Origin of the sequence: Aeromonas sp. FDAARGOS 1402, from assembly GCF_019046925.1 — a bacterium.
Taxonomy (GTDB): Bacteria; Pseudomonadota; Gammaproteobacteria; order Enterobacterales; family Aeromonadaceae; genus Aeromonas; species Aeromonas caviae.
Map to the genome: position 1 here is coordinate 716609 of NZ_CP077201.1, position 18105 is coordinate 734713.

Genomic DNA, 18105 nt, shown 5'->3' on the forward strand with positions numbered 1-18105 from the left:
CAAAAGTTGGTAGCCAGTTACATAAACCGAAAATAAATTTCACAGTTTTTCATGATATAGCGCAATTTCGCGCAGATTGTTGGTTGACTCGCGAGGGAGTTCTAGTAAATTTACAAACGGAATTTTCTTTGACTACTGAACAGTTAGGTAACCAATTATGACTATCAAAGTAGGTATTAACGGTTTTGGCCGTATCGGTCGTTTCGTTTTCCGTCTGGCCGCTGAGCGTGCTGACATCGAAGTGGTTGGTATCAACGACCTGATCGACGTTGACTACATGGCTTACATGCTGAAATACGACTCCACTCACGGTCGCTTCAAGGGCACTGTTGAAGTCAAAGACGGCAACCTGATCGTCAACGGCAAAACCGTACGTGTTACCGCTGAACGTGACCCGGCCAACCTGAAATGGGGCGAAATCGGTGTTGACGTTGTTGCCGAAGCAACCGGTCTGTTCCTGACCGACGAAACCGCTCGCAAGCACATCGCTGCCGGTGCCAAGAAAGTCGTACTGACCGGTCCGTCCAAAGACGCTACCCCGATGTTCGTCATGGGCGTCAACCAGGATTCCTACGCTGGCCAGGACATCGTTTCCAACGCTTCCTGCACCACCAACTGCCTGGCCCCCATCGCCAAGGTTCTGAACGATACCTTCGGAATCGAATCCGGCCTGATGACCACCGTTCACGCTACCACTGCTACCCAGAAGACCGTTGATGGTCCGTCTGCCAAAGACTGGCGCGGTGGCCGCGGTGCGGCTCAGAACATCATCCCGTCCTCTACCGGTGCTGCCAAGGCTGTTGGCGTGGTCATCCCGGAACTGAACGGCAAGCTGACCGGCATGGCCTTCCGCGTTCCGACTCCGGACGTGTCCGTTGTTGACCTGACCGTCAACCTGAAGAAAGAAGCGTCCTACGCTGAAATCTGCCAGGCCATGAAGGCTGCCTCCGAAGGCGCCATGAAGGGCGTGCTGGGCTACACCGAAGACGAAGTGGTTTCCACCGACTTCCTGGGTGAGCGTCAGACTTCCGTGTTCGATGCCAAGGCTGGTATCCAGCTGAATAAGACCTTCGTGAAAGTCGTCTCCTGGTACGACAACGAAATGGGCTACTCCAGCAAGGTTCTGGACCTGATCGCTCACATCTCCAAGTAATTTGGGATGCGCAATCGCGTAGCTTGAAAAAAGGCGGCCAATGGCCGCCTTTTTGTATTCTGAATCATGGACCCTTTCTGAATGTCCCCGAGCACTGGAGCCTTTATGACACCGACACGTACGCTGACTGCCCACTGCACCCTGAGCCAGGATGGCCTGCCCCTGCTGACCATAGACAATGAGCACGCCAGGGCCGAGATAAGCCTGTTTGGCGCCCACGTGCTGCGTTACCAACGCCATGGTGAGCCGGCCTCTCTCTGGCTCAGCGACAAGGCGATACTGGATGGCAGCAAGCCCATTCGCGGCGGCATTCCCCTCTGCTGGCCCTGGTTCGGCCCCTCCCCCACTCGCGTTGGCAGCGGCAAGCCGGCTCATGGCTTCGCACGCAACTGCCTGTGGACGCTAGATGGGGTCTCCGATCACGGGGATGGCACACTCGTCCACCTCTCCCTGCGTGACAACGATGCCAGCAGGACACTCTGGCCCCATGCCTTCGAGCTGGAGCTGGACGTACTGGTCGGCAAGGAGCTTTCCCTGGTGCTGACCACCCGCAACACCGGCAAGTCAGCGCTCACCTACAATGCCGCCCTGCACACCTACCTGCAGATCAGTGCGCCGGAAGCGGTGACCGTGACCGGCCTCGGCGAACCCTATCTGGACAAGCTGACCGGCCGAAACGAACTGCAACAGGGCGCGCTGACCGTCACCGCAGCCATGGATCGCATCTACCGCCAGCCCGATGCCATGGTCAGCGTGCAGGATGGTGAGCGCACCACCCGGGTGGTCAACGGCAACCACGACAGCGTGGTGGTCTGGACCCCCTGGCAGGAAGGGGCCAGCGCCATGGCCGACATGAGTGACGACGGTTATCGCACCATGCTCTGTGTCGAGGCGGCCATCACCGCCGAGGACGGGATCACCGTCCCGCCCGACGAGGAGCACAGCTTCTCCACCGTCATCATCTGACGATACAGATGACGGATAAATAAAGAGGGCTCCCGCGGGAGCCCTCTTTGCATCTTGCCATCAGCGTCAGTCAGGCGTTGCCCTGGGTCTTGAGCTTGAGCTCGGCGGCGAAATCCAGCATGCGGTCGAGCGGGACAAGCGCTTTGAGACGCAGTGCCTCATCCACATGGATCTCGTGACGCTCGGCGCCGTCGGTCAGGGCCTCCTTGATGGCCACCAGGCCGTTCATCGCCATCCAGGGACAGTGGGCGCAGCTGCGGCAGGTGGCACCATCACCACCAGTGGGCGCTTCCACCATCTCTTTCTCCGGGCAGGCCTGCTGCATCTTGTAGAAGATGCCGCGATCGGTCGCCACGATCAGTTTCTGCTGGGGCAGCTCTTTGGCGGCCTTGATGAGCTGGCTGGTGGAACCCACTGCATCCGCCAGCTCGATGACGGAGGCCGGGGACTCCGGGTGCACCAGCACGGCGGCATCCGGGTTCTGGGCCTTGAGCTCGCGCAGCGCCTTGGCCTTGAACTCGTCGTGCACGATGCAGTGACCCTGCCAGCGCAGCATCTCGGCCCCTGTCTTCTTCTCGATGTAGGCGCCGAGGTGTCTGTCCGGGCCCCAGATGATCTTGTGACCCTGACTGTCCAGATGTTCGACGATCTCCAGCGCAATGCTGGAGGTGACCACCCAGTCGGCCCGAGCTTTCACCGCTGCCGAGGTATTGGCATAGACCACCACGATGTGATCGGGGTGGGCATCGCAGAAGGCGGAGAACTGGTCGATGGGACAACCCAGATCAAGAGAGCACTCGGCCTCCAGCGTCGGCATCAGCACCCGCTTGTGGGGGCTCAGGATCTTGGAGGTCTCTCCCATGAAGCGCACACCGGCCACGATCAGGGTCTGGGCTGCATGGTCGCGACCGAAGCGGGCCATCTCCAGGGAGTCACCCACGAAGCCACCGGTGGCTTCTGCCAGGGCCTGGATCTCGGGATCCGTGTAGTAATGGGCAACCAGCACGGCCTGGCGCGCCTGCAGCAGCACCTTGATCTCGGCGATCAGGGTCGCCTTCTGCTCGGGAGTCAGGGGCTGTGGTTTGGCCGGGAAGGGGTAGTCCATCTCGACTACCGGCGGAATACTGCTCAGTGCATTGCTCATTGCGACTGTTCCATCAACGCTCGGGAAGGCCAAAATTATAACCAGAAGCCGTGCACAAACCCATCAACAAATCCAGTACAGTACAACTGTCAGGACCCGCTCCGACCATATCGTTGTCATTCTTGCCAAAAGGAGTTGTCGAATGAAACAACGTTCGCTCAAGACCAAGTTGTTGTTGCTCACGCTGGGACTTTTTCTCGCCAGTGGCGTCGCCATGACATGGATACAGTCCTCCTCGCTGAACGGCCTGCGCGATGACATCATGGCGCAGACCCGTGGCGCACTGGAGCAGGAGGTTTCCCGTTCCCTGCAATTCCAGGCAGAGCGGTATGCCGTGCAGATCGAAGACCAGTTGCAGCAGGCCTATCAGATACCGCTCGGCATGGCGGCGCAGCTTGAAGGAAGCATGGCCCAGCCGGACCAGCGGCTGAGTCGCCCGCAAGTGGAGCTTCTGCTTGGCAGCCGCCTGCGCCAGGCAAACGGGATCAGCTCCATCTACGCCCAGTTCGAACCCAACGGTTACGACGAACAGGACGCCGACTGGCAGACGGGCGCCAGCCATTCGGTTGCCGGCAAGGGCAGTCTCGAGGTCTACTTCACCCGGGAACAGAACGGAAACATCGCGCAGCAGACCATAGATGCCGCCACCAGTGACGCCAAGTTCGACACCTCGCGCAATGAATTCGGCATTCGCAACAGCGAGTGGTATCTCTGCGGTCGCGAGACTCGTCGCCCCTGCCTGATGGAACCCTACCTCTACGAGATAAGCCCTGGCCAGAAGATGCTGATGACCAGCCTGACGGTGCCCGTCCTCAAGGATGGCAAGTTTGCCGGGATCACCGGGGTCGACATGAACCTGCCCATCTTCCAGCAACTGGCCGAGCACCTTGGCAAGAGCCTCTATGACAACCAGGCCGAGGTCACCCTGGTCAGCAAGGCGGGCTTCATCGTCGGCAGCAACCGCCATTCGGACAAACTGGGGCGCCCCCTGACAGAGGCCGGACTGGTTGCCCCGAATGGACACCCCGCCGATACCGACAGCGATTTCATCTTGCAGCAGCCCATACGGATCGAGGCTGCCGACAACCAGTGGTGGCTGATGATCAAGGTGCCCAAGGCCCTCGCCCTCAGCCAGGCCAACACCATCAGCCAGCAGCTCGGCAGCCTGTTGCAGGCTACCCAGCAGCAGCAGCTGGTTGCCATCGTTGTCATCACCCTGGTGGCCCTGGGCCTGCTTGTCTGGTTCATCCAGACCATCACGGCGCCCCTCTCCCTCATCAGCCGCCACGTCTCCCACCTCGCCAGCAATGAGGGCGACCTGACCCAGCAGATGCGTATCGACACCCACCAGGAGCTCATCGAGCTGGGCAGGCATCTCAATGCCTTCCTCGGCAAGCTGAGGGCCATGGTGCAGGGCAGCAAGCAGATTGGGCAACAGGTGCATCAGCAGGCCAGGGGCATGAAGCAGACGGCCGATGCCATGCGCAGCAGCCTGGATGATCAGAGCCTGGAGCTGGAGAGCGTGGTCAGCGCCATGCACGAGATGAGCACCACGGCAGTCAGCGTGGCGGGCTATGCGGAACAGGCGGCGCAGGAGTCGGAAGCGGCGACCCACCATGTCAGCACGGCCCAGCAGACCTTGAGCAGGGCCCGCAACGAGATCCATACCCTGGTCGAGGACATGCATCAGGCCGACAAGGCGGTCGCCCAGGTCGCCCAGCGCAGCACCAATATCAGCCACATCCTCGATGTGATCCGGGCCATTGCCGAACAGACCAATCTGCTGGCCCTCAACGCAGCCATCGAGGCGGCGCGGGCCGGCGACATGGGCAGGGGTTTTGCCGTCGTGGCGGACGAGGTGAGGGCGCTGGCCAACAAGACCCGCTCATCCACCGACGAGATAGGGCAGCTCATCGGCAGCCTGCAAACCGAGGTCACCAGCAGCCAGCAGTTGATGAGCACGGGGATCGCCCGCTCGGTGAGCACGGTTGAAGGCACGGAGCAGGCCTTCGAGGCACTCAATCAGGTGGTCACCCAGATCCAGCAGATCCATGATCACATCAGCCAGGTGGCGACCGCCGCCGAGCAGCAGAGTGCCGTGAGCGACACCATCAACCAGAACCTGATGCGCATCGGTGACGCCGCCACCACCCTGGGACAAGAGGCCAATGCCAGCCAGCGCCTGAGCGAGGCACTGGAACAGGCGGCCACCACCCTGGCAAGCGAGCTGGATCGACTGCGAACCTGATGGGAGACGGAAACGAAAAAGCCCGCATCGCTGCGGGCTTTTCAATATGGTGGTCGTTACTGGGCTCGAACCAGTGACCCCCTCCTTGTAAGGGAGGTGCTCTCCCAGCTGAGCTAAACGACCTGGGATATGACTGAAATGATGGTGGGTCGTGCTGGATTCGAACCAGCGACCAATTGATTAAAAGTCAACTGCTCTACCGACTGAGCTAACGACCCATCGAAATCATTTTTTAAAGCATGGTGGTCGTTACTGGGCTCGAACCAGTGACCCCCTCCTTGTAAGGGAGGTGCTCTCCCAGCTGAGCTAAACGACCTGGGATATGACTGAAATGATGGTGGGTCGTGCTGGATTCGAACCAGCGACCAATTGATTAAAAGTCAACTGCTCTACCGACTGAGCTAACGACCCATCGAAATCATTTTTTAAAGCATGGTGGTCGTTACTGGGCTCGAACCAGTGACCCCCTCCTTGTAAGGGAGGTGCTCTCCCAGCTGAGCTAAACGACCTGGGATATGACTGAAATGATGGTGGGTCGTGCTGGATTCGAACCAGCGACCAATTGATTAAAAGTCAACTGCTCTACCGACTGAGCTAACGACCCATCGAAATCATTTTTTAAAGCATGGTGGTCGTTACTGGGCTCGAACCAGTGACCCCCTCCTTGTAAGGGAGGTGCTCTCCCAGCTGAGCTAAACGACCTGGGACAAGACTGAAATGATGGTGGGTCGTGCTGGATTCGAACCAGCGACCAATTGATTAAAAGTCAACTGCTCTACCGACTGAGCTAACGACCCATCGAAATCATTTTTTAAAGCATGGTGGTCGTTACTGGGCTCGAACCAGTGACCCCCTCCTTGTAAGGGAGGTGCTCTCCCAGCTGAGCTAAACGACCTGGGATTCAATGTTCAGAGTGGTGGGTCGTGTAGGGTTCGAACCTACGACCAATTGATTAAGAGTCAACTGCTCTACCGACTGAGCTAACGACCCACATCCTGAACCTTTCACCAACCGCATGTGGCGGCCAGTGTTACAACATGGTGGTCGTTACTGGGCTCGAACCAGTGACCCCCTCCTTGTAAGGGAGGTGCTCTCCCAGCTGAGCTAAACGACCTGGGATTCAATGTTCAGAGTGGTGGGTCGTGTAGGGTTCGAACCTACGACCAATTGATTAAGAGTCAACTGCTCTACCGACTGAGCTAACGACCCACATCCTGAACCTTTCACCAACCGCATGTGGCGGCCAGCATTACAACATGGTGGTCGTTACTGGGCTCGAACCAGTGACCCCCTCCTTGTAAGGGAGGTGCTCTCCCAGCTGAGCTAAACGACCTGGGAATATTGTCTTCACCTGCTGTGAAGAAATGGTGGGTCGTGCTGGATTCGAACCAGCGACCAATTGATTAAAAGTCAACTGCTCTACCGACTGAGCTAACGACCCTCACCACGACCAGCGCCGACTGCATTACTGCTCCGGCTCTGACGGCGGCCTATATTACGGATTTATCATCCTGGCGCAATAGAAAAATCTTAAATTAAATCTGATTGTTCACTGCGCATACAAAGCACGGCGGTATTTACAAGAGTGTTACGAAAACAGTGACATGCAGCAATGTCACAGCTTGGCCAGACTCTGTTTGGCCAGCTGGGCCGGCGAGGTGTTGGGGTAACCCTTGATCACCTGCTCATAGAAGGCCTTGGCCTCTGTTTTTTTGCCGTCAAGCTGGGCGAGCATGCCGAGTTTCAGCAGGGCATCGGCCCGCTTGGGTGACTTGCTGTATTTGTTCGCCACCGTGGAGAACTGGCTCGCGGCCCCCGCCCTGTCGCCCTTGTTGAACATCAGCTGGCCAAGCCAGTAGTGGGCATTGGGAACATAGCTGGAGTTCGGGAACTGCTTGATGAACCCTTCGAAGGCAGGAATGGCCTTGTCGTAGTTCTTCTCCTTGAGCACCATGTTCACGGCCGCGTCGTAGGCCTGGTTCTCATCCTGGTTGGTGGAGTAGTTGGCTGCCGCAGCAGGAGGCGTTGCAGCACCTGCAGCAGGTGTTGCGGGCGCGGCGGCAGGCTGGCTGTTGGCCACCTTGTCGAGCTCTTGGTAGAGTTGGCGCTGGCGCTCCTGGGACTGCTCCATCTGGTAGGTCTGCTGTTCCAGCTGACCACGCAGCTCGGAGACCTCCCCTTGCAGGGAGTCGACCTGTTGCTGCAGTTCGGCCTGCAGACGCAGACGGGCGTTGAGGGTACGCTCCAGCAGAGCAACCCGGTCTTCCAGGCTGCCGGTCGGTACGATGGCACCATTGTTGCCGCTCAGCACCACGCCGCTGCTGCCAGAATCCCCGCTCAGATCGCTCACGGGTGCCGCCGCTTGCGCATTCAAAGCAACCAACACGGCCAGCGCAACACCAGCTTGCTTGTACACAGATTTCATTCGGATCAAACCTTAGCGTTTAGTGCAAATAAAACGGCCAGCGCATAGTCGCTCGCTGATACAGATTTCATTCGGATCAAACCTTGACGTTTAGTGCAAATAAAACGGCCATCGAAATGGCCGCTTGCATATAAACGAACTTCGTTCGACTCAAACCTTAGTAAACCAGGACCGCACGGCGGTTCTTGGCAAAGGCTTCCTCGGTGTGGGACAGATCCAGCGGCTTCTCTTCGCCATAGCTGACGATGGAGAGCTGCTCGGCCTGCACACCCAGGGTTTGCAGATACTTGGCAACAGCCTTGGCACGACGCTCACCCAGCGCGATGTTGTATTCCGGCGTACCGCGCTCGTCGGCGTGGCCTTCGATCAGTACCTTGACGCTCGGACGTTCACGCAGGTAGCTGGCGTGGGCATCCAGCAGGTCGGCGTACTGACCCTGAATGTCGTAACCATCGTACGGGAAGTAGATCACGTTGTCGCGTTGCAGCGCTTCGAACTTCTGACGCATCTGCTCTTCCGGGGACAACATGCCGTTGGCGCCGCCGGTTTGTACACCGCCCATGCCGTCGGTCATGCCGGACTCGGCGCCAGCGGCGTCGGAGTCGGAAGAGGAGCTACAGGCAGCCAGGGTGAACAGTGGCAGTGCGATGGCCAGACCCTTGAGCAGTTTATTGAGTTGCATGCTATTTCCTTAAACCTTTATAACAAAACAAAAAACAATCGATTTTTATCAATTCAAGAAGGGCGACCAAGCTGGTGCACGAATTTCACCGCTACTGGTCGGAAGCACTGCCTTGAAGCGACCGTCGGTCGACACCAATGCAAGACTCTTACGACCCTGATAGATGGTGGCATAAATGATCATGCTGCCATTGGGAGCCACACTTGGCGATTCATCCAGAGCACTCTGGGTCAGTACCAGCATGGCTCCATTTTCCATATCCTGGCGAGCGATGCGATATTGTCCCTGAACCCGGGTCACCATCACCATGGACTTGCCGTCCGGTGTGATGGATGCCCCCTGGTTGGAATCCCCTTCCCAGGTCATCCGGCGAGTCATGCCAGTCGCCAAATTTACGCTATAAATCTGGGGTTTGCCACCACGTTCAGAGGTGAACAGCAAAGTTTGACCGTCCGGCATCCAGGAGGGTTCGGTGTCGATGGTGCGGTTATTTGTGACTCGAGTGAGTTGCTTGCTAGCAACATCAACGACATAGATGTCAGGCTGCCCATCTTTGGACAGAACAATAGCCAAACGACGACCATCCGGAGACCACTCCGGCGCACCGTTGATGCCACGGAAGCTGGTGATCAGACTGCGCTGCTGGGTGTAGATGTCCTGCACATAGATCTCGGACTTCTGGTTCTCGAAGCTCACGTAAGCCAGCTTGCTGCCATCCGGCGACCAGGCCGGGGACATCAGGGGTTCACGGGAGCGCAGCAGAGTCTTCTCGTTGTAGCCGTCGTAGTCGGAGATCCGCAGCTGATACGGGAACTGGGTGCCCTGCTGCACGGAGACATAGGCCAGACGAGTCAGGAAGGCACCACGCTCACCGGTCAGACGCTCGTAGACGATGTCGGAGATGCGGTGGGCAAACTGGCGCATCTGCGCACCCGGGATGGTCGCCATGCGGCTGTCCAGGATGTAACCGTTCGCCTCACCGCCCTGGGTCTTGGCCAGCTGGCCTTTCAGGACGTCGACCAGCTCGAAGTTGATCTTGTAGGTGCCATCACCCACGGCGGCGATGGAGCCGACCACCACGGCTTCGACTCCCTGGGAAGCCCAGGGTGCGAAGTTGATCTCGCCGCTGGAGCTCGGCGCCTGCGGCATCTGGCCACGGGCCAGCGGCTTGAACTTGCCGCTGCGCATCAGGTCGTTGGAGACCACTTCCGCGATATCCTGCGGCAACTGGCCATTGCCCTCCCACTTGAAGGGAGCGATGGCGATGGGACGTGCACTGTCGATACCGCCGGTGATGACGATATCCAAGGCCGCCTGAGCACTCTGGCCCAGCAACAAACAGCCAACCAAAGCAAAAAACACTTTTCTTATCATGGCTTAAACTCTCAGTTCCAATTTGAGACTCAGTTCTCTGATCAACAACCTTTGCCAATCAAAGCAGAAACACTCTCTTAAATCGTTGGCGCTAGCTGAAGGCGTAGATCCTTCATCAATTCGAATGCCGCCGGATCCTTCGGCACCGGCAACTGGTTGGCCTTCAGAACCGCCGCCTTGCCGGAGCGGCAGACCGCCGGATCACCCTGACCGTTGTCCACCGAGATGACGAAGCCGCTACTGGCCAACTTGACACCGATAGTACATGTTTTGCCCCGCATGGTGGGATCCAAAATCATGTAGCGCTCGACCGTGGCCTTGATGAGGGCGGCATACTTGTCGACCTCACCCTTGGCGGCTGCCGATGCTGCCTGACTGCGCGCATTGGCCTCGGCGGCCAGCTGCTGCTCCATCATGGCTTCCATCTCTTTTTGCAACTTGGCCTCTTCGGCCGCCTTGCGCTTGCGCTCCGCCTCAATCTTGGCCTTTCTGTCAGCCTCGGCCTTCGCCTTCTTCTCTGCGTCAGCTTTTGCCTTCTTGGCAGCTTCATCCGCAGCCTTTTTCTCGGCCTCGGCCTTGGCTTTCTTCTCGGCTTCCGCCTTCGCCTTTTTCTCGGCTTCGGCCTTGGCCTTCTTCTCGGCTTCCGCTTTCTTGGCCTTGGCCTCTTCCGCCTTGGCCTTCTCTTCAGCCTGCTTCTTCTCCAGCTCTTCTTTTTTCTTCTTGAGCGCCAGCGCCTTGGCCTCTTCCGCCGCCTTGCGTTCGGCTTCGGCCTTCTTGGTCTTCTGCTCTTCCAGCTTGCGGGCTTCCTCGGCTTTCTGGGCCTTCTCTTCCGCCTGCTTCTGTTCAGCCTCTTTCTTCTGCTTGTCGGCTTCGGCCTTGCGGGTCGCCTCTTCGGCCTGCTTGCGCTTGGTCTCGGCGATACGCAGACGCTCCTGCTCCTGTGCCAGCTCGCGTTTGACGCGCTCAGCGTCTTCCTTGTCCTTCTGCTGCTGTGCAGCCTTGGGCTGGGCCTGCTTCTGCTGCTGGACCTGCTGCATCTGCTGCTCCAGCATTTCGCTGTCCATCATGACCGCATTGACGATCTGTCCCTTGGACTCGGGGCGCTTGGGTTTGCTGAAGTCGACACCGACCAGCAGGATGATGCCGATGATCAGATGCAGCAGCAGCGACGCGACGAGATAACCGGAAATACCACGCTTCACATCCATCTCCGTCAGTTCACCGGATCCGTCATCAGACCAACCTGAGGCACACCGGCTTTCTTGAGGGCCACCATCAGCAGGATCACCTCCTCGTAGCGCACGGACTTGTCACCGGCGACCACCACGGGTGCGTTCTGGTTGATGGCCAGATAGCCCATGGCCTTCTCGGTGATGTACTGCTGCATCGCCTCTGGTGTGCCGCTCGGTACGGGTTCGTCATCCGCCTCGCCGGCCTTGATGACGTACTCACCCTCGGTATTGACGCTGACGATGAAAGGCGGCTTGGAGTCTTCCGGCAACTGCTCGGACTCCGCCTGGGGCAGGTCGACCTTGACCCCCTGCGTGATCACGGGCGTGACCGCCATGAAGATGATGAGCAGCACCAGCATGACGTCGATGTAGGGCACCACGTTGATCTCGGCGACCTTCTTGCGTTTGAGCCGCTGATAGGTTTGCATTACTTCTCACCCTGCTGTGCGATTTGGCGGTTCAGAATGGTGGTGAACTCGTCCATGAAGTTGGCGTAGGCGTTTTCCAGCCGTTCGACCTTGTTGGTGAAGCGGTTGTAGAAGATAACGGCCGGGATGGCGGCAAACAGACCCATGGCGGTGGCGATCAGCGCCTCCGCGATACCCGGTGCCACCATCTGCAGGGTCGCCTGCTGAACCTGACCCAGAGCGATAAAGGCGTTCATGATCCCCCAGACGGTACCGAACAGACCGATATAGGGGCTGATGGAGCCGATGGTCGCCAAGACCGGCAGGTTGGACTCGAGATCGTCCACTGCTCGGGACAGGGAGACGCGCATGGCGCGATAGGTACCGTCCATCACCGCATCCTGACCGCGGGCACCGGCCTTGAGCAGGCGGGCATACTCCTTGAAGCCGGAGTAGAAGATGTCTTCCATGCCTTCGATGTCGTCACGACGGGAGGAGGACTCCTGGTAGAGACGATTGAGGTCGACCCCGGACCAGAATCTGTCTTCAAACTGCTCCGAAGCGAGGTTGGCCGCCTTGATGGCCTTGGAGCGCTGGATGATCAGCGCCCAGGAGACGACCGACATGCCCATCAGGGTCATCATGACCAGTTTCACCAACAGACTGGCTTGCCAGAACAGGCCAATAAACGAAATTTCAGCGTGCACTTAACAGCACTCCCTTGATTTTTTCAGGTATTGCAACAGGTTTCATTTGCGGATGACTGACACAGGCGATCTGTACCATGGCCTGAGTGATCAGCCGTCCATCAGCCGCCAGGATCTGCTGTGAAAAACGCATGGAAGCGCGTTTCACTTCAGTTACTTGCGTCATTACGGTCAGCAGTTCATTGAAGCGGGCAGCCGCGCGGAAGTCGATTTCGGTGCGACTCACCACAAACGCGATCCCCGCCTGCAGCAGGACATCCTGTTCGATGCCGCCTGCGCGCAGGAATTCGGTGCGGGCCCGTTCCATAAACTTGAGATAATTGGCGTTGTAGACGATGCCTCCGGCATCCGTGTCTTCGTAGTAGACACGCACCGGAAACTCAGAGACTTCCCCCATAAAAATCTGTGATCCATTCGACAGTCAGATGGGGGGCTATCATAGCGCAGGGCTGAATAGGAAAGAAGCAGGGGGAGACAGGGAAATCCCCTCTCCCCCTGTTTTTTATGGCGTGCTGCGGCGCCGACAGGCCGAAGACCACAGGGCTGTCAGCATCACAAGAAAAGCGGACAAGAGAAGTGGCTGCGAGCGGCGTGACAAGCGAGGTTCTGTCGCTCTGACCGGGCGGCGGCACGCCCCTCAAAAAAAAGAAGGAGGTGGGCTCATGCCGACCTCCTTCATCATTTATGGCAGGTAGTAGCTGCTGGTCAGCCAGAGCCCGCAGAGCAGGCTGGGCAGGGCGAGCCAGGGGAAGAACAGCACGCGACCCACCAGGCTGCGCGGGTGAAACCCCAGTCCATGCATGACACCGCAACAGACCGCCCACATCAGCCAGGGCGCGAGCCAGAGGCCGTGCTCACTGGTGTTGGCCGCGACCAGGTTGGGCGCCTGCAAGATGGCGACAGCCAGCAGGGCCGCCGCCAGCAGCATCAGACCTTGCCATGGCTGGCGCTCCAGAGGAGCGGCCAGCCGGGCGAGCCTGTCACTTGTCTTCATCAATCTGACGATCCAGGTTCTCGGTGTGCTCCAGCCAGAGCGCATTGATAATCCCAAACGCACAGGCCAGCAGCAGCCCCAGGATCCAGGTGAAATACCACATATCAGGGCACCTTCTTAGTAGAGCGATTGTTGGTTGTCTTCGATGTGCTTGTTACTCACCCGGCCGAACATCTTGATGTAGGTCCAGATGGTGTAAGCCAGCACGGTCGGCACGAAGACGACTGCGACTACCGTCATCACCTTGAGGGTGTTGAAGGAGGCGGTGGAATCCCACATGGTCAGGCTCTGGGACGGCTCGAGGCTCGAGGGCATCACGAACGGGAACATGGAGAAGCCCGCGGTCAGGATGATGCCGGCGATGGCCAGGGAGGAGAACAGGAACGCCACCCACCCCTTGTCCAGCTTGGCCGCCACGGCGGTCAGCAGACACATCACCAGGCCCAGCACGGGTGCGGCAATCATCCAGGGATAGAGGTTGTAGTTCTGCATCCAGGCACCGGCCTGCACCACCACTTCCTTGTGAAGGGGGTTGGTGACGGCGTCGGTGGCGACGGAGCCCACAATCACATAACCATCCATGCCGCTCACCCAGACACCGGCCAGGGCGAACAGCACCAGGGTCAGCAGGGAGAAGATCATGGCGGCGGTGCGAGAGCGCGCCAGCACTTCACCTTCGGTCTTCATCATCAGCCAGGTTGCACCCTGGGTGATGATCATGAAGAGGCTCACCAGACCGGCCAGCAGACCGAACGGATTGAGCAGACCGAAGAAGTTGCCGTGATAGGTCATCATCAGGAACTGGTTGAAGCTGAACGGTACACCTTGCAGCAAGTTGCCGAACGCCACCCCGAAGATGACAGGGGGAATGGCGCTACCGGCAAACAGAGCCCAGTCCCATTTGGAGCGCCACTTGGCATCTTCCTGCAGGGAGCGGTACTTGAAGCCAACCGGACGGAAGAACAGCGCCATCAGGGTCAGGATCATGGCGATGTAGAAGCCGGAGAAGGCCGCCGCATAGACCATGGGCCAGGCGGCAAACAGGGCACCACCGGCGGTCACCAGCCAGACCTGGTTGCCTTCCCAGTGCGGCCCCATGGTGTTGAGCATCACGCGACGCTCCACATCCTTCTTGCCGACGAAGGGGAGCAGGGCGCCCACCCCCATATCGAAACCGTCGGTGATGGCAAACCCGATCAGCAGCACGCCGACCAGCACCCACCAGACCAGACGCAACAGTTCGTAATCAAACATGGGTCACTCTCCTTATGCCTTGCTCTGTTCGAAGTGGTACTTGCCCGTCTTCAGGCTGCTTGGGCCCAGGCGCGCATACTTGAACATCAGGTACATCTCGATGATCAGCAGTACTGTGTAGAACAGGAAGATCCCGATCAGAGAGAACCAGATCTCGGACGCAGGAATGTTGGATGCAGAGACATAAGTCGGCAGCATCTCGGCGATGGTCCAGGGTTGACGACCATACTCAGCGACAAACCAGCCAGCCTCGATGGCGATCCAGGGCAGCGGAATGCCGTACAGCAGCGCCTTGAGCAGCCACTTGCGCTCGCCGATCTTGTGGCGGGTGCTGTCATAGAAGGCCAGACCGATCAGCACCAGCATCAGGATGCCGCAGGCAACCATGATGCGGAAGGCGAAGAACAGCGGCAGTACCTGCGGGATGGAGTCATCCACGGCAGCCTTGATCTGCTCGTCGGTGGCGTCGGTCACGTTGGGGGTGTAACGCTTGAGCAGCAGACCGTAGCCCAGATCCTGCTTCACTTCGTCGAAGCGGGCGCGGGTATCGTCGGACTTGTCACCGGATTGCAGCTTGGTCAGCAGGTCGTAGGCGGTCATGCCGTTGCGCACGCGCAGCTCATGCTCGCTCTTGAGATCCTTGAGACCAGTCACCTGACCGTCGAGGGAACGGGTGGCGATGATGCCGAGGGCATAGGGGATCTTGATGGCGTAGTCGGTGCGCATCTCCTCCTGGTTCGGGATCCCGAACAGGGTGAAGGATGCCGGAGCCGGCTCCGTGTTCCACTCGGCCTCGATGGCCGCCAGTTTCACCTTCTGCACTTCCCCGGTCTCGTAGCCGGACTCGTCACCCAGCACCAGCACGGAGAGGATGGAGGCCATGCCGAACGCGGCCGCGATGGCGAAGGAGCGACGAGCGAACGCCACATCACGATTCTTCAGCAGGTAATAGGAGGAGATCCCGAGCACGAACATGGCACCCGTGGTATAGCCTGCCGCCACGGTGTGGACGAACTTGACCTGTGCAACCGGGTTGAACACCAGGTCGGCGAAGCTCACCATCTCCATGCGCATGGATTCGAAGTTGAACTCGGCACCCACCGGGTTCTGCATCCAGCCGTTGGCGACCAGGATCCACAGTGCGGAGAGGTTGGTCCCGAGCGCCATCAGCCAGGTAGCCGCCAGGTGCTGGCGCTTGCTGAGACGATCCCAACCGAAGAAGAACATACCGACGAAGGTGGACTCCAGGAAGAAGGCCATCAAGCCTTCGATGGCCAGCGGGGCCCCGAAGATGTCGCCGACATAGTGGGAGTAGTAAGCCCAGTTGGTACCGAACTGAAACTCCATGGTGAGCCCGGTGGTAACCCCGAGGGCAAAGTTGATACCAAACAACTTGCCCCAGAACTTGGTCATGTCCCGGTACACTGTGTTGTTGGTCATCACATAGACAGACTCCATGATCGCCAGGATGAAGGCCATCCCCAGCGTCAAGGGTACAAACAGGAAGTGATAAAGGGCCGTCGCAGCAAATTGGAACCGCGATAGGTCTACCACATGCTCAGCAATCATGATGTTTCCTCACCGATTATTGGCACGGCTATTTTAAGTTTTAAGGACAAAGCTTCCATTGGAAGTCCCCGAACGGTCGGTCACCCCTCGCGGACTGACCGGATTCGACTGCCACCACATTAACAACAAGGCAATATACAGGAACAAAAAAAGCTAATGTTTAACATCTAATAAACAATAACCAGGGTTCTATTCCCGCCTATAATGATCGCTGTTTTATATCACCTTTATTTGATTGAAATCAATGTAAAACCACCCTCAATACATGTTTTTTCAAGGTAACTTATAGGGCTTTCCCCATTAATTATGGGAGCTTCATCACAAAAAACGATAAGTCGTAAATAATTGATTTAAATCAATTTTATGACCAACCAGAATAGTTTCAATTCTGTTAAACAAATACGCAACCACGGAAATAAAGCCCTCGCGTCTCGATTATTTCAATAAATGGCCAGGCTCATCCAAAAATCAATTTAAACCCAGTAAAAACACATGTTTATGCGGATTGGCACTCCTACCAAAATCATTAGTTTATCTAATCATAAGCCCATAGATTTTCTTGTTTGTCCCACCCGTAAAGAGCTCCTACAATGCGCCTCGCAGTGAGGGCATACCTCTGAATACAGGCCGGTCATTCCGGGTTCCCGGTACGTATTCGATGAACATTTCGAACCTGTTTGTTGGGATTAATGATGAAAAAGTTTGTTGCCAAGACCATCCGTTACTACAAGCTTTCTTTCGTTCAACTCTATCAAATGAACCGACTCTGAAGCCTCGCGACGGCTCCTCTGTTTTTTCCCGACCGGTCTGCAGACGCGCTCACTGTCTGTGAACATCCATCCTGAATTGTCTTTGCCCACCGCCTGTGCCGTGGGCTTTTTTTTGCCTGCAAAACAAAAAGCCGCCTCAAGGGCGGCTTTTTGGTTCATATCGCAACGTCTACTGATCTGCCGGTCGTTCCAGGCCAAAGTGTGCGTAGGCTCTCTGAGTTGCGATCCGCCCTCTGGGTGTACGTTGCAGATAGCCTTGCTGGATCAGATAAGGTTCCAGCACGTCTTCTATGGTGTCCTTCTCCTCACCGATGGCGGCGGCCAGGTTGTCGAGCCCGACTGGCCCCCCCATAAACTTGTCGATGACGGCCAACAATAGCTTGCGATCCATGAAGTCGAAACCTTCATTGTCCACGTCCAGCATGTCCATAGCACGGGCCGCAATGGGTCCGTCAATTCGCCCGTCAGACTTCACCTGGGCAAAATCTCGTACCCGCCTTAACAAACGGTTAGCAATGCGCGGTGTCCCCCGGGAGCGACGGGCTACCTCGAGAGCGCCGTCTTCCGTCATGTCGAGCCCGAGGCAGCGGGCGCTGCGAGAGACGATGTCGGTCAGGTCCTTGACGTTGTAAAACTCGAGGCGCTGCACGATGCCAAACCGGTCACGCAGGGGGCTGGTGAGGGAGCCGGCCCGGGTGGTGGCACCGATCAGGGTGAAGGGAGGGAGATCGAGCTTGATGGAGCGGGCCGCCGGCCCCTCCCCTATCATGATGTCGAGCTGATAATCCTCCATGGCCGGGTAGAGCACCTCCTCCACCACCGGGCTGAGACGGTGGATCTCGTCGATGAAGAGCACATCGTTCGGTTCCAGGTTGGTGAGGAGCGCCGCCAGATCGCCGGCCTTCTCCAGCACGGGGCCCGAGGTGGTCTTGATGTTGACCCCCATCTCGTTGGCGACGATGTTGGCTAGCGTGGTCTTGCCAAGGCCGGGAGGCCCGAAGATCAGCAGATGATCGAGGGCCTCCCCGCGCTGGCGGGCGGCCTCGATGAAGATCTCCATCTGATCGCAGACGTGATCCTGTCCGGTGTAATCGGCCAGCTTTCTGGGCCGGATGGCCCGATCGATGATCTCGTCCTCACGGGCGGCACCGGCCGAGATGAGGCGATCCGCTTCAATCAT

Annotated in this window: 17 protein-coding genes and 14 tRNA genes; 3 read left to right on the plus strand and 28 right to left on the minus strand. The window is 58.0% G+C overall.

The genetic code is table 11. The features are described from left to right. The first annotated feature begins 157 nt into the window (after nucleotides 1-157). Together gap and I6L32_RS03355 are read left to right on the plus strand one after the other, a co-directional pair. Complete coding sequence (gene gap / locus I6L32_RS03350; RefSeq protein ID WP_010672882.1) at nucleotides 158-1153, plus strand: type I glyceraldehyde-3-phosphate dehydrogenase; 996 nt, start codon at nucleotides 158-160, stop codon at nucleotides 1151-1153. Between the two features lie 105 nt (nucleotides 1154-1258). Next, nucleotides 1259-2119, plus strand: coding sequence for a D-hexose-6-phosphate mutarotase (locus I6L32_RS03355; RefSeq protein WP_216944700.1), 861 nt, complete (start codon nucleotides 1259-1261; stop codon nucleotides 2117-2119). A gap of 70 nt (nucleotides 2120-2189) precedes the next feature. Here I6L32_RS03355 and nadA read toward each other — a convergent pair whose 3' ends face one another. Then, on the minus strand, nucleotides 2190-3263 hold the full coding sequence (nadA, locus tag I6L32_RS03360; RefSeq protein WP_010672880.1) for a quinolinate synthase NadA: 1074 nt from the start codon (nucleotides 3261-3263) through the stop codon (nucleotides 2190-2192). Between the two features lie 142 nt (nucleotides 3264-3405). Here nadA and I6L32_RS03365 point away from each other — a divergent pair, with 142 nt between their 5' ends. Further along, the gene (locus tag I6L32_RS03365; protein ID WP_049635940.1) at nucleotides 3406-5511 is read left to right on the plus strand and encodes a methyl-accepting chemotaxis protein; all 2106 of its coding nucleotides are present in this window, start codon (nucleotides 3406-3408) and stop codon (nucleotides 5509-5511) included. Nucleotides 5512-5558: 47 nt separating this feature from the next. Here the strand turns inward: I6L32_RS03365 and I6L32_RS03370 are convergent. The 27 genes from I6L32_RS03370 to ruvB form a co-directional block, all read right to left on the minus strand. Next, nucleotides 5559-5634, minus strand: a tRNA-Val gene (locus tag I6L32_RS03370). A 19-nt stretch (nucleotides 5635-5653) separates the two neighbouring features. Next, nucleotides 5654-5729, minus strand: a tRNA-Lys gene (locus tag I6L32_RS03375). Nucleotides 5730-5751: 22 nt separating this feature from the next. After that, a tRNA-Val gene (locus I6L32_RS03380) sits at nucleotides 5752-5827 on the minus strand. A 19-nt stretch (nucleotides 5828-5846) separates the two neighbouring features. Then, a tRNA-Lys gene (locus tag I6L32_RS03385) sits at nucleotides 5847-5922 on the minus strand. 22 nt (nucleotides 5923-5944) lie between these two features. Then, nucleotides 5945-6020: transfer RNA gene (locus I6L32_RS03390), tRNA-Val, on the minus strand. Between the two features lie 19 nt (nucleotides 6021-6039). Then, a tRNA-Lys gene (locus tag I6L32_RS03395) sits at nucleotides 6040-6115 on the minus strand. A gap of 22 nt (nucleotides 6116-6137) precedes the next feature. Then, nucleotides 6138-6213: transfer RNA gene (locus tag I6L32_RS03400), tRNA-Val, on the minus strand. Nucleotides 6214-6232: 19 nt separating this feature from the next. Next, nucleotides 6233-6308 (minus strand) — tRNA-Lys (locus tag I6L32_RS03405). A gap of 22 nt (nucleotides 6309-6330) precedes the next feature. Further along, nucleotides 6331-6406: transfer RNA gene (locus I6L32_RS03410), tRNA-Val, on the minus strand. A gap of 19 nt (nucleotides 6407-6425) precedes the next feature. After that, nucleotides 6426-6501: transfer RNA gene (locus I6L32_RS03415), tRNA-Lys, on the minus strand. Between the two features lie 48 nt (nucleotides 6502-6549). After that, nucleotides 6550-6625: transfer RNA gene (locus tag I6L32_RS03420), tRNA-Val, on the minus strand. A 19-nt stretch (nucleotides 6626-6644) separates the two neighbouring features. Then, a tRNA-Lys gene (locus I6L32_RS03425) sits at nucleotides 6645-6720 on the minus strand. Nucleotides 6721-6768: 48 nt separating this feature from the next. Beyond that, nucleotides 6769-6844, minus strand: a tRNA-Val gene (locus I6L32_RS03430). Nucleotides 6845-6876: 32 nt separating this feature from the next. After that, a tRNA-Lys gene (locus I6L32_RS03435) sits at nucleotides 6877-6952 on the minus strand. A gap of 174 nt (nucleotides 6953-7126) precedes the next feature. After that, nucleotides 7127-7936: a tol-pal system protein YbgF gene (ybgF, locus tag I6L32_RS03440; RefSeq protein ID WP_042014605.1), complete on the minus strand. Its 810-nt coding sequence runs from the start codon at nucleotides 7934-7936 to the stop codon at nucleotides 7127-7129. A gap of 157 nt (nucleotides 7937-8093) precedes the next feature. Beyond that, on the minus strand, nucleotides 8094-8618 hold the full coding sequence (gene pal / locus I6L32_RS03445; RefSeq protein ID WP_010672877.1) for a peptidoglycan-associated lipoprotein Pal: 525 nt from the start codon (nucleotides 8616-8618) through the stop codon (nucleotides 8094-8096). Between the two features lie 48 nt (nucleotides 8619-8666). Beyond that, nucleotides 8667-9992: a Tol-Pal system beta propeller repeat protein TolB gene (gene tolB / locus I6L32_RS03450; protein WP_049635941.1), complete on the minus strand. Its 1326-nt coding sequence runs from the start codon at nucleotides 9990-9992 to the stop codon at nucleotides 8667-8669. A gap of 77 nt (nucleotides 9993-10069) precedes the next feature. After that, nucleotides 10070-11200: a cell envelope integrity protein TolA gene (tolA, locus tag I6L32_RS03455; protein ID WP_216944701.1), complete on the minus strand. Its 1131-nt coding sequence runs from the start codon at nucleotides 11198-11200 to the stop codon at nucleotides 10070-10072. 5 nt (nucleotides 11201-11205) lie between these two features. After that, entirely contained in the window at nucleotides 11206-11652 is a 447-nt protein-coding gene (tolR, locus tag I6L32_RS03460) for a protein TolR (RefSeq protein WP_010672874.1), read from the minus strand. Next, nucleotides 11652-12338, minus strand: coding sequence for a protein TolQ (tolQ, locus tag I6L32_RS03465; protein WP_010672873.1), 687 nt, complete (start codon nucleotides 12336-12338; stop codon nucleotides 11652-11654). Before tolQ ends, tolR begins: the two co-directional genes overlap by 1 nt. Beyond that, nucleotides 12328-12735, minus strand: a complete 408-nt coding sequence (gene ybgC / locus I6L32_RS03470) for a tol-pal system-associated acyl-CoA thioesterase (protein WP_010672872.1) — start codon at nucleotides 12733-12735, stop codon at nucleotides 12328-12330. Before ybgC ends, tolQ begins: the two co-directional genes overlap by 11 nt. A 285-nt stretch (nucleotides 12736-13020) precedes the next feature. Continuing rightward, nucleotides 13021-13332, minus strand: a complete 312-nt coding sequence (locus tag I6L32_RS03475; RefSeq protein ID WP_039039483.1) for a cyd operon YbgE family protein — start codon at nucleotides 13330-13332, stop codon at nucleotides 13021-13023. Continuing rightward, nucleotides 13319-13435 carry a cytochrome bd-I oxidase subunit CydX gene (cydX, locus tag I6L32_RS03480; RefSeq protein ID WP_005331536.1) on the minus strand — a complete coding sequence of 39 codons (117 nt, stop codon included), beginning with the start codon at nucleotides 13433-13435 and terminating at the stop codon, nucleotides 13319-13321. The genes I6L32_RS03475 and cydX overlap by 14 nt, the downstream gene beginning before the upstream one ends. A gap of 14 nt (nucleotides 13436-13449) precedes the next feature. Further along, a complete protein-coding gene (gene cydB / locus I6L32_RS03485; protein ID WP_216944702.1) occupies nucleotides 13450-14586 on the minus strand; it encodes a cytochrome d ubiquinol oxidase subunit II in 1137 nt (378 codons plus the stop codon). A gap of 12 nt (nucleotides 14587-14598) precedes the next feature. Further along, nucleotides 14599-16155 carry a cytochrome ubiquinol oxidase subunit I gene (locus tag I6L32_RS03490; RefSeq protein WP_010672869.1) on the minus strand — a complete coding sequence of 519 codons (1557 nt, stop codon included), beginning with the start codon at nucleotides 16153-16155 and terminating at the stop codon, nucleotides 14599-14601. A gap of 686 nt (nucleotides 16156-16841) precedes the next feature. Then, nucleotides 16842-17084: a hypothetical protein gene (locus I6L32_RS03495; RefSeq protein WP_029313687.1), complete on the minus strand. Its 243-nt coding sequence runs from the start codon at nucleotides 17082-17084 to the stop codon at nucleotides 16842-16844. A 10-nt stretch (nucleotides 17085-17094) separates the two neighbouring features. After that, nucleotides 17095-18105, minus strand: coding sequence for a Holliday junction branch migration DNA helicase RuvB (gene ruvB, locus I6L32_RS03500; protein ID WP_041211014.1), 1011 nt, complete (start codon nucleotides 18103-18105; stop codon nucleotides 17095-17097).

What these genes read in the sequence shown, in the direction of transcription:
- gap (WP_010672882.1), top strand. Translation starts at nt 158, where the DNA reads ATGACTATCAAAGTAGGTATTAACGGTTTTGGCCGTATCGGTCGTTTC.
- I6L32_RS03355 (WP_216944700.1), top strand. Translation starts at nt 1,259, where the DNA reads ATGACACCGACACGTACGCTGACTGCCCACTGCACCCTGAGCCAGGAT.
- nadA (WP_010672880.1), bottom strand. Translation starts at nt 3,263, where the DNA reads ATGAGCAATGCACTGAGCAGTATTCCGCCGGTAGTCGAGATGGACTAC.
- I6L32_RS03365 (WP_049635940.1), top strand. Translation starts at nt 3,406, where the DNA reads ATGAAACAACGTTCGCTCAAGACCAAGTTGTTGTTGCTCACGCTGGGA.
- ybgF (WP_042014605.1), bottom strand. Translation starts at nt 7,936, where the DNA reads ATGAAATCTGTGTACAAGCAAGCTGGTGTTGCGCTGGCCGTGTTGGTT.
- pal (WP_010672877.1), bottom strand. Translation starts at nt 8,618, where the DNA reads ATGCAACTCAATAAACTGCTCAAGGGTCTGGCCATCGCACTGCCACTG.
- tolB (WP_049635941.1), bottom strand. Translation starts at nt 9,992, where the DNA reads ATGATAAGAAAAGTGTTTTTTGCTTTGGTTGGCTGTTTGTTGCTGGGC.
- tolA (WP_216944701.1), bottom strand. Translation starts at nt 11,200, where the DNA reads ATGGATGTGAAGCGTGGTATTTCCGGTTATCTCGTCGCGTCGCTGCTG.
- tolR (WP_010672874.1), bottom strand. Translation starts at nt 11,652, where the DNA reads ATGCAAACCTATCAGCGGCTCAAACGCAAGAAGGTCGCCGAGATCAAC.
- ybgC (WP_010672872.1), bottom strand. Translation starts at nt 12,735, where the DNA reads ATGGGGGAAGTCTCTGAGTTTCCGGTGCGTGTCTACTACGAAGACACG.
- I6L32_RS03475 (WP_039039483.1), bottom strand. Translation starts at nt 13,332, where the DNA reads ATGAAGACAAGTGACAGGCTCGCCCGGCTGGCCGCTCCTCTGGAGCGC.
- cydX (WP_005331536.1), bottom strand. Translation starts at nt 13,435, where the DNA reads ATGTGGTATTTCACCTGGATCCTGGGGCTGCTGCTGGCCTGTGCGTTT.
- cydB (WP_216944702.1), bottom strand. Translation starts at nt 14,586, where the DNA reads ATGTTTGATTACGAACTGTTGCGTCTGGTCTGGTGGGTGCTGGTCGGC.
- I6L32_RS03490 (WP_010672869.1), bottom strand. Translation starts at nt 16,155, where the DNA reads ATGATTGCTGAGCATGTGGTAGACCTATCGCGGTTCCAATTTGCTGCG.
- I6L32_RS03495 (WP_029313687.1), bottom strand. Translation starts at nt 17,084, where the DNA reads ATGAACCAAAAAGCCGCCCTTGAGGCGGCTTTTTGTTTTGCAGGCAAA.
- ruvB (WP_041211014.1), bottom strand. Translation starts at nt 18,105, where the DNA reads ATGATTGAAGCGGATCGCCTCATCTCGGCCGGTGCCGCCCGTGAGGAC.